We start from the raw sequence: 7,574 nt of genomic DNA, 5'->3' as shown, positions 1-7,574 counted from the left end.
GCGCCGGGCCATGCCCGGCGAGCGCGTAGCGCGGGTGATGTGGAATCCGCCGGGCATGGCCCGGCGCTACCGGATTCGTCAGGGCTGCTGCAGTTCCAGCAGCTCGCCCACCAGTCCTGCTTCACCGCGCTCGACCCACACCCGCAGGCGGGTGCCGTGATCGATGCGCAGCGCCCAGCACAGCGACATCGGCAGGCCACACACCTGCGACAGCACCATGCGCAGCGGACCGCCGTGGCTGACCACGACCGTCGGCGCCGGGTCGTCGTCATCCAGCAGTCGATCCAGTGCGCGTGCGATGCGCCGTTCGAAGTGACCCCAGCTCTCGCCATGCGGTGGCGGAAACGCGTGCGGATCGGCGTGGAAGGCGGCCAACGCGTCTTCCGGCAGGTCGAACAGCGATTGGCCATCCCAGTCGCCGAAATCCAGCTCTTCCCACTCCTCGTCCGCCTCCACGTCCAGCGCGCGCGGTGTGGCCAGTGCCATCGCCGTATGCAGCGAGCGCAGGCGCGGCGAACTGATCACCCGTTCCCACGACTGCCCGGCATAGGCATCCACCAGCTCCTGCGGCAAGCGGGCCAGCTGCGGCGGATCGCTGCGGCCATCAAGGAACTCATCACGACCGTTGCCGGCATGGCGGACCAGGTCGAGGATCATGCGCGTGCCCAGTACGGGCGGCGCGGGAACAGCGGAAAACAGACGGACATCGGCAACGGCACCACGATAATTCGAGCTGCATTCTAGGCGCTGGCGCCGGTCTGCTGCACCGTGCAGGTGCATTCGCGCCTGTCCAGGCGCGCAGGTTCAACGCTACGGGCCGGCCGCGATGCCGTAGACTGCGCGCACTTCCAGGTGACCTGCGGCCCTGCCGGCAGGTTGAAACGGGAAGCCGGTGACGCGTGACAACACGCCATGCCGGCGCTGCCCCCGCAACGGTAAGCACGTCAGTTCCAGGCAACCCGCCACTGTGCCGCAGGCATGGGAAGGCGCCTGGACGGTGGCCTCGGGCCACCCGGCGGCGAGCCCGGAGACCGGCCCGGAAGCCTCAGGTCGCGATGCGGTGGGCATGGCGCTGGATGCCTGTGGCGATGGCCGCGGCATCGGCGCGTGCCTGCCTGTTGTGACTCCTCCCCTTCGCTGCGCGGGCGTGCGCGGCACCTGGAGTCCTCCCGATGAAACTGCAGTCCCGAATGCTGTCCCTGGCCGTGCTGGCCGCTCTTCCCGCGTTGGCCCTGGCCGATGATGGTGCCGCCGACCTCGATCAGGTGCTGGTCACCGCCACCCGCACGCCGATCGCCCTGCAGGACAGCATCGCGCCTGCGCAGGTGATCGACCGCGCGCAGATCGAATCCAGCCTGGCCACCTCGCTGCAGGAACTGCTGCAGGGACGCGCCGGCATCAACCTGACCAATGCCGGTGGCCTCGGCAAGCAGAGCTCGCTGTTCCTGCGTGGCACCAACTCCTCGCATACCGTGGTGCTGGTCGATGGCGTGCGCATCAACAGCGCCGACCTCGGCCTGGCGATGTACCAGGATCTGCCGCTGGCGCAGATCGAGCGCGTGGAAATCGTGCGCGGCCCGCAGTCCAGCCTGTACGGTGCCGACGCCATCGGTGGCGTGATCCAGATCTTCACCCGCCGCAACCAGGGTGATTTCGCGCCGCACTTCCAGCTGGGGGGCGGCAGCAACGGCCTGCGTGAAGCCAGTGGCGGCATCGGTGGTGGCACCGAACGCGGCTGGTTCGGCGCCGACATCGCCTACCAGCATTCGGACGGCATCGATGCCTGCCGCGGTTCGGCCACGCTGTTTGCCGGCTGCTTCGCCGATGAACCCGACCGCGATGGCTACCGCAACCTGTCCAAGAGCCTGCGTGGTGGCTACAACCTGAGCGAGCAGTGGACCGTGGAAGGCAGCGCGCTGCGCGCCGACGGCAAGAACCACTACGACGGCTACTACAACTACTCCGAGACCCGCCAGCAGGTGCTGGCCGGCAAGGTGCGCTACACCCCGTCCGAGCAGCTGACGCTGACCGCCAATGTCGGCCGCAGCGACAACGAGTCCGACAACTTCGGCGACTTCGGTGCACGTGGCAGCGCACAGACGCACCGCGACAGCGCCTCGCTGCAGGCCGACATCGGTGTGGCCGAAGGCCAGCTGCTCAGCGCCGGCGTGGACTGGAGCGAAGACAACCTGGACGGCAGCAGCGCCGGTTACCTGGTCGACAGCCGCCGCAATACCGGCGTGTTCCTGCAGTACCAGGCGCGCTTCGGCCGTCACCAGCTGCAGGCCAGCGCGCGTAACGACGACAACCAGCAGTTCGGCAACCACGCCACCGGCAGCCTCGGCTGGGCGATGGAGCTGGGCCATGGCCTGCGCGTCAACGCCAGCTACGGCACCGCGTTCAAGGCGCCGACCTTCAGCGACCTGTACGACCCGTGGAGCGGCGTGCCGACGCTGGACCCGGAGAAGTCCAAGAGTGCCAACCTCGGCATCTCGCAGCAGGGCCAGGGCTGGCGCTGGGGCCTGGACGTGTACGAGACCCGCATCGATGACCTGATCACCTATGACGCGGCCACCTTCCGCATGCAGCAGGTCGAAAAGGCACGCATCCGCGGTGCGGAATTGACCGGCGGCGCCACCGTGGCCGGCTTCGACATCAACGCGCAGCTGAGTTTCACCGACCCGCGCAACCGCACCAACGGCAGCGCGCAGTTCGACAACTGGCTGGCACGCCGTGCGCAGCAGACCGCGCGCCTGGACATCGACCGCCGCTTCGGCGACTTCCGCACCGGCCTGACCGTACAGGGCGCGGGCAAGCGCCACGACGATGCCGCCAACGCGGTGAAGGTCGGCGGCTACGGCACGCTGGATCTGCGCGCCGAATACGCGCTGACCCCGGCATGGTCGGTGCTGGCGCGGGTGGCCAATGTGTTCGACCGCGAGTACGAGACCGTGGCGTGGTTCAACCAGCCCGGCCGCGAGTACCAGCTGAGCGTGCGTTACCAGCCGAAGTGAAAAGGGGCGCCGGGCATTGCCCGGCGCCCCCAGATGCCATCGACGCATGGCGTCGATCTACTTGTAGAGCCGAGCGCAGGCTCGGCTCTACACCGGAATGCCTGCAGCCAACCCCGGCAGTTCGCGCAGGTCGTCGATCACTGCGACAGCGTGCGCGTTGTCCAGGTCCAGTCCGCGCGGATAGCCGTAACGCACCAGGGCGATCGGCATGCCGGCGTCTTCGGCGGCGCGGTAATCGGTAAGCGAGTCGCCCACCATCAGGCACGCATCAACGGGCAGTTCGAAATGCGCGGCGATATGCCGCAACGGCTCGCCGCTGGGCTTGCGCTGCGGCAGCGAATCACCGCCCAGCACCAGCGCGAAAGCCTCGGCGATGCCCAGGTGCTGCAGCAACGGCGGCACCAGCGCGGCCGGCTTGTTGGTGCAGATGGCCAGCGGTACGTTCAGCGCGCGCAATCCTGCCAGCGCTTCCACCACGCCATCGAACAGCCGCGGGCTGCGCAGCAGGCATTCGCGGTAGTGGACCATGAACGTCGGCATCACCGCTGCCAGGTCGATTTCGCGCCCGGCAGCCTGCACCGCCTGTTCGACCAACCTGCGCACGCCGTCGCCGATCCAGCCCAGCACGGTGGCTTCGGGTACGCGCGCCAGACCGATGTCTTGCAGCGTGCGGTTCAGTGCTTCGGCGATATCGGCGGCGCTGTCGACCAGCGTGCCATCGAGGTCGAACACGACCAGCGGATAGGGATACGACAAGGGACAGCTCACTCGTGCAACGTGGGGCCGTCCATTGTACGCCCGCGCCTTCAGCCGACCCGGCGTGCGCGGGTGGCCAGGAAGGTCGGCAGGTAGCGATCGATCAGGAAACGCGGCTGCGGTTGCCAGTCTTCCATGAAGCGATCGATGACGAACCCTGCATCCAGCTGCCCGCCGATCAGATCACCCAGGCTGTGGCCGAATGTCAGCGCTTCGCCACGGGCCAGCTTGGCCTCGCGCGCGGCCGGCTCCAGGTCTTCCAGGTCGGAATAGGGAATCGCGTACTGCGGGCGGATCAGGCCCTGCTCGCTCAACTGTGCGTCACGCGCAGCGACGAACACCACCGGATTGTAGAAGCTGGCCATCAGCAGGCCATCGCGCGCCAGCACCCGGTGGCACTCGCCCCACACAGGGCGCACGTCGGGCACGTACAGGTTCGAGATGGGATGGAACACCACGTCGAAGCTGTCGTCGGCAAAGGCCTGCAGATCACGCATGTCACCCTGCACGGTGCGCAGCGACAGACCATCGCGGTCGGCCACGGCGCGGTCCTGCGCCAGCTGCCCATCGGAAAGATCGAACACGGTCACCTCGGCGCCTGCCGCAGCAAGCACGGGCGCCTGCTGGCCACCGGCCGAGGCCAGGCACAGGATGCGCCTGCCCCGCACATCGCCCAGCCAATCCAGCGGCAGCGCACGCGGCGTCAGGTGTACCTGCCAGCGTCCCTCGCGTGCGGCGGCAATCGTTTCGGCATCCACCGGTCGCGACCACTCGCGCACCTCGCTGGCCTGGCGGTCCCAGGCGGCACGGTTGTGGTCGATCAACGCCTGTCCATGGTTCATGTGTTCTCCTTGCCCGAAGGGCGCCAGTCCAGATCCTGGAAGGCCGGGCTCGCGAAGCATTCGGCGAGGAAGTCCAGGAATCGCCGCATGATGGCGGGCTGCTGTCGACGCGACGCGTACACCGCATGGATGCCGAGCTCGTCCAGGCTGTACTCGGGCAGCAGTTCGATCAGTTCGCCACTGCGCAGCAACGGTGCGACCTGGTAGGTCGGCAACATGGCGATGCCGGCATTGGCGCGCACGGCCTCCAGCAGCAGCGACGCTTCATTGGCACTGATGTTGCCGCCCACCGCAACCGACAACGAACGCCCTTCGCGATGCAGCTGCCATAGGCTCTTGCCGACGTAGTGATGGGTCAGGCAGTTGTGCGTGGCGAGATGTTCGGGGGCAGTCGGCGTGCCACGTGCCTGCAGATAGGCCGGCGTCGCGCACAGCACCGAGCGGCAGATCGCCAACCGACGTGCGATCAGGCTGGGATCGATCTGCCTTGCGATGCGCACCGCAAGGTCGACGCGCTCCTCCACCAGGTTGACCGTGCGGTCGACCAGCAGCAGTTCGATGCGGGCGGCCGGATGGCGCTGCACGAAGGCGGCCACTGCGCGCGCCAGATGGCTCTGCCCGAACGAGACGCTGGCGGTGATGCGCAATGTGCCGTGCGGCTCAGGATCGTCGCTGGCCAGCTCGCCCTGCAGTTCATCGCTGATCGCCAGCATCTGCCGGAAACGCGCCAGCGCGGCTTCACCGGCCCCGGTCAGGCTGACCCGCCGCGTGGTCCGGTGCAGCAGCCGCGCACCCAGCCAGCCTTCTACTTCGGCCAAGTAGCGGCTGACCATCGCCCGCGACATGTCCAGCACCTCGGCGGCGGCGGTAAGGCTGCCGCGCTCGGCGACCTCGACGAACACGGTCATGGCGGTCAATCGGTCCATCTGCTCGATCCATGCAACAAACAAGCGCGTTATACGCTGTTTTTCGAGCGACTGCAGCGGCCTACAGTGGCCCCATTCCCCCGCCCTACCCCACGGAGTCCTGCCATGAAGATCGCCCTCGTCGGTGCCACCGGCAATATCGGCCGCCAGATCGCCCGCCACGCGCTGGCCAACGGCCACCAACTGACCGTCATCGTGCGGAGCGCGCAGGACCTGCCGGCCGAGCTGGCCGGCGCCCATCCGGTCATCGCCTCGCTGGACGACCAGGATGCCCTGGTCGCCGCCATTGCCGGCCACGATGTGCTGGCCAGCGCCTACGGCCCGCGCCCGGGCGACGACATCGGTCGCGTCGGCGAGGTTGCCGCGCAGCTGGCCGACGCCGCCCGCAAGGCCAACGTGCCGCGCCTGGTGGTGGTCGGCGGTGCTGGCAGCCTGGAAGTCGCCCCCGGCGTGCAGCTGGTCGACACCCCCACCTTCCCGGAGGCCTACAAGCCCTACGCGCTGGCCCACCGTGAAGCCTTCAACCGCCTGCAGGCAGTGGATGACCTGGACTGGACCTTCTTCTCGCCGGCGGCCGAAATCGGCCCGGGTGAAGAGCGTGGGCAGTATCGCGTGCAGCCCAAGGCCTTCCTCGCCGATGCCAGCGGCCACAGCCGCATCAGCTACGCCGACTACGGCGCCGCGTTCGTCGCCGAACTGGAAGCGCGCAAGTACCCGAAGCAGATCATCACGGCGGCGTACTGATCATGGCGCGCGCCGGCCTGCCCGCCCGCCGGGCATGGCCCGGCGCTACCCACCTGTAACGTCGAAGGTAACGGCAGGAGCCGTTGCCAACGTCGCTTGCGACGGCCCGCAGGGGGCCGGGCAAGGACGCCCGGCGTAGCCCACGCTCGGCTCAACGCAAACATGCAGCCGAGCATGGCTCGGCTCTACACGAGGAATTCCCCATGCGTACCGCTGCCCTGCTGCTTCCCCTCGCGCTGGCTGCCAGCTTCGCCAGCACCCCGCTGCTGGCCGCACCGGCCGCGCCTGCGCCTGCCAGCGCCGCGAAATCCCAGCTGCGCCTGCAGACCTTCCATCCCGGCCCGCAGGCGATGTTCTCGGTGTCCTCGGTGCTGATCGAAGGGCGCAACGACGCGATCCTGGTCAACGCGCAGTTCGCTGCCGGCGATGCGCGCCGGCTGGTCGAGCAGATCCGCGCCAGCGGCAAGCAGCTGACCACCATCTACATCAGCCATGGCGATCCGGATTACTACTTCGGCCTGGCCACCGTGCAGGACGCGTTCCCGCAGGCGCGCATCGTCGCCACCGCGCAGACCCTAGCGCATATCCGTGAATCCCAGGCCGGCAAGCTGGCGTACTGGGGGCCGAAGATGGGCGCCGACGCTCCCGCACGCATCGTGGTGCCAGCGGTACTGGAAGGCGATGCACTGCAGCTGGAAGGCCAGCGCCTGCCGTTGATCGGCCTGGATGGACCGACGCCGGACCGCAGCGTGCTGTGGGTGCCGTCGCTGCGCGCGATCGTCGGTGGCATTCCGGTGGTGGCCGGCGAGCATGTGTGGATGGCCGATACGCAGACGCCGCAGTCGCATGCCGATTGGCTGCGCACGCTGCAGCAGCTGCAGGCGTTGAAGCCGAAGGTGGTGGTGCCCGGTCATTACGCGGAGGGTGCGGCACTGGATGCCAGTGCGCTGCGCTTCACGGCGGAGTACATCCGCGCCTTCGATGTTGAATCAGCCAAGGCCAAGGACAGCGCTGCGTTGGTGAAGGCGATGCAGGCGCGCTATCCGAAGCTGGCAGGTGTGGAGTCGCTGGAGTTGAGTGCGAAGGTGGCCAAGGGCGAGATGCGGTGGCCGTAAGGTAGGGTTTTCTTTTGCAGGGCTGCGCCCTGCACCTGCCGAATCGACGGCAACGGCAACGTCAAAAGCCTGCATTACTTGGGGTGGCGGGGTGGGCCCGGTTGCGGGGGACGCCGTAAACCCGTCCCTGGGGGCTTGGCCGCGGCATCCATGCCGCGGACACCCCCGCAACCGGAC

Annotated in this window: 7 protein-coding genes and 1 riboswitch; of the genes, 3 read left to right on the top strand and 4 right to left on the bottom strand. The window is 68.2% G+C overall.

Going from position 1 to position 7,574, the window contains the following annotated elements; translation table 11 throughout:
• Nucleotides 1-78: 78 nt before the first annotated feature.
• A complete protein-coding gene (locus ACFX4F_RS14310) occupies nt 79-657 on the bottom strand; it encodes a histidine phosphatase family protein (RefSeq protein ID WP_089238474.1) in 579 nt (192 codons plus the stop codon).
• 176 nt (nt 658-833) lie between these two features.
• A riboswitch (cobalamin riboswitch) is annotated at nt 834-1,055 on the top strand.
• Between the two features lie 117 nt (nt 1,056-1,172).
• Here ACFX4F_RS14310 and btuB point away from each other — a divergent pair.
• Nucleotides 1,173-3,014 carry a TonB-dependent vitamin B12 receptor gene (btuB, locus tag ACFX4F_RS14305; RefSeq protein ID WP_380656383.1) on the top strand — a complete coding sequence of 614 codons (1,842 nt, stop codon included), beginning with the start codon at nt 1,173-1,175 and terminating at the stop codon, nt 3,012-3,014.
• Between the two features lie 87 nt (nt 3,015-3,101).
• On the opposite strand, the gene gph is transcribed toward btuB, so the two are convergent.
• The 3 genes from gph to ACFX4F_RS14290 are packed head-to-tail and all read right to left on the bottom strand — an operon-like array spanning nt 3,102 to nt 5,538.
• The gene (gph, locus tag ACFX4F_RS14300) at nt 3,102-3,770 is read right to left on the bottom strand and encodes a phosphoglycolate phosphatase (protein WP_380656380.1); all 669 of its coding nucleotides are present in this window, start codon (nt 3,768-3,770) and stop codon (nt 3,102-3,104) included.
• Between the two features lie 50 nt (nt 3,771-3,820).
• Nucleotides 3,821-4,612: a class I SAM-dependent methyltransferase gene (locus ACFX4F_RS14295; protein WP_380656377.1), complete on the bottom strand. Its 792-nt coding sequence runs from the start codon at nt 4,610-4,612 to the stop codon at nt 3,821-3,823.
• A complete protein-coding gene (locus tag ACFX4F_RS14290) occupies nt 4,609-5,538 on the bottom strand; it encodes a LysR family transcriptional regulator (protein WP_380656372.1) in 930 nt (309 codons plus the stop codon). The genes ACFX4F_RS14295 and ACFX4F_RS14290 overlap by 4 nt, the downstream gene beginning before the upstream one ends.
• Before the next feature lie 105 nt (nt 5,539-5,643).
• Here ACFX4F_RS14290 and ACFX4F_RS14285 point away from each other — a divergent pair, with 105 nt between their 5' ends.
• Nucleotides 5,644-6,282 (top strand): NAD(P)-dependent oxidoreductase, encoded by a 639-nt coding sequence (locus tag ACFX4F_RS14285; protein WP_099821588.1) that lies wholly within the window; start codon nt 5,644-5,646, stop codon nt 6,280-6,282.
• 203 nt (nt 6,283-6,485) lie between these two features.
• The gene (locus ACFX4F_RS14280; protein WP_380656369.1) at nt 6,486-7,397 is read left to right on the top strand and encodes an MBL fold metallo-hydrolase; all 912 of its coding nucleotides are present in this window, start codon (nt 6,486-6,488) and stop codon (nt 7,395-7,397) included.
• Nucleotides 7,398-7,574 lie beyond the last annotated feature (177 nt).

Source organism: Stenotrophomonas sp. YIM B13575 (assembly GCF_042787595.1).
Taxonomy (GTDB): Bacteria; Pseudomonadota; Gammaproteobacteria; order Xanthomonadales; family Xanthomonadaceae; genus Stenotrophomonas; species Stenotrophomonas lactitubi_B.
The sequence above is the reverse complement of the archived record's forward strand: the minus strand, read 5'-3'. Positions and strand labels throughout refer to the sequence as shown.

Excerpts from the sequence above, each read along its gene's own strand:
- ACFX4F_RS14310 (WP_089238474.1), bottom strand. The coding sequence starts at position 657 with ATGATCCTCGACCTGGTCCGCCATGCCGGCAACGGTCGTGATGAGTTC.
- ACFX4F_RS14290 (WP_380656372.1), bottom strand. The coding sequence starts at position 5,538 with ATGGACCGATTGACCGCCATGACCGTGTTCGTCGAGGTCGCCGAGCGC.
- ACFX4F_RS14295 (WP_380656377.1), bottom strand. The coding sequence starts at position 4,612 with ATGAACCATGGACAGGCGTTGATCGACCACAACCGTGCCGCCTGGGAC.
- ACFX4F_RS14280 (WP_380656369.1), top strand. The coding sequence starts at position 6,486 with ATGCGTACCGCTGCCCTGCTGCTTCCCCTCGCGCTGGCTGCCAGCTTC.
- btuB (WP_380656383.1), top strand. The coding sequence starts at position 1,173 with ATGAAACTGCAGTCCCGAATGCTGTCCCTGGCCGTGCTGGCCGCTCTT.
- ACFX4F_RS14285 (WP_099821588.1), top strand. The coding sequence starts at position 5,644 with ATGAAGATCGCCCTCGTCGGTGCCACCGGCAATATCGGCCGCCAGATC.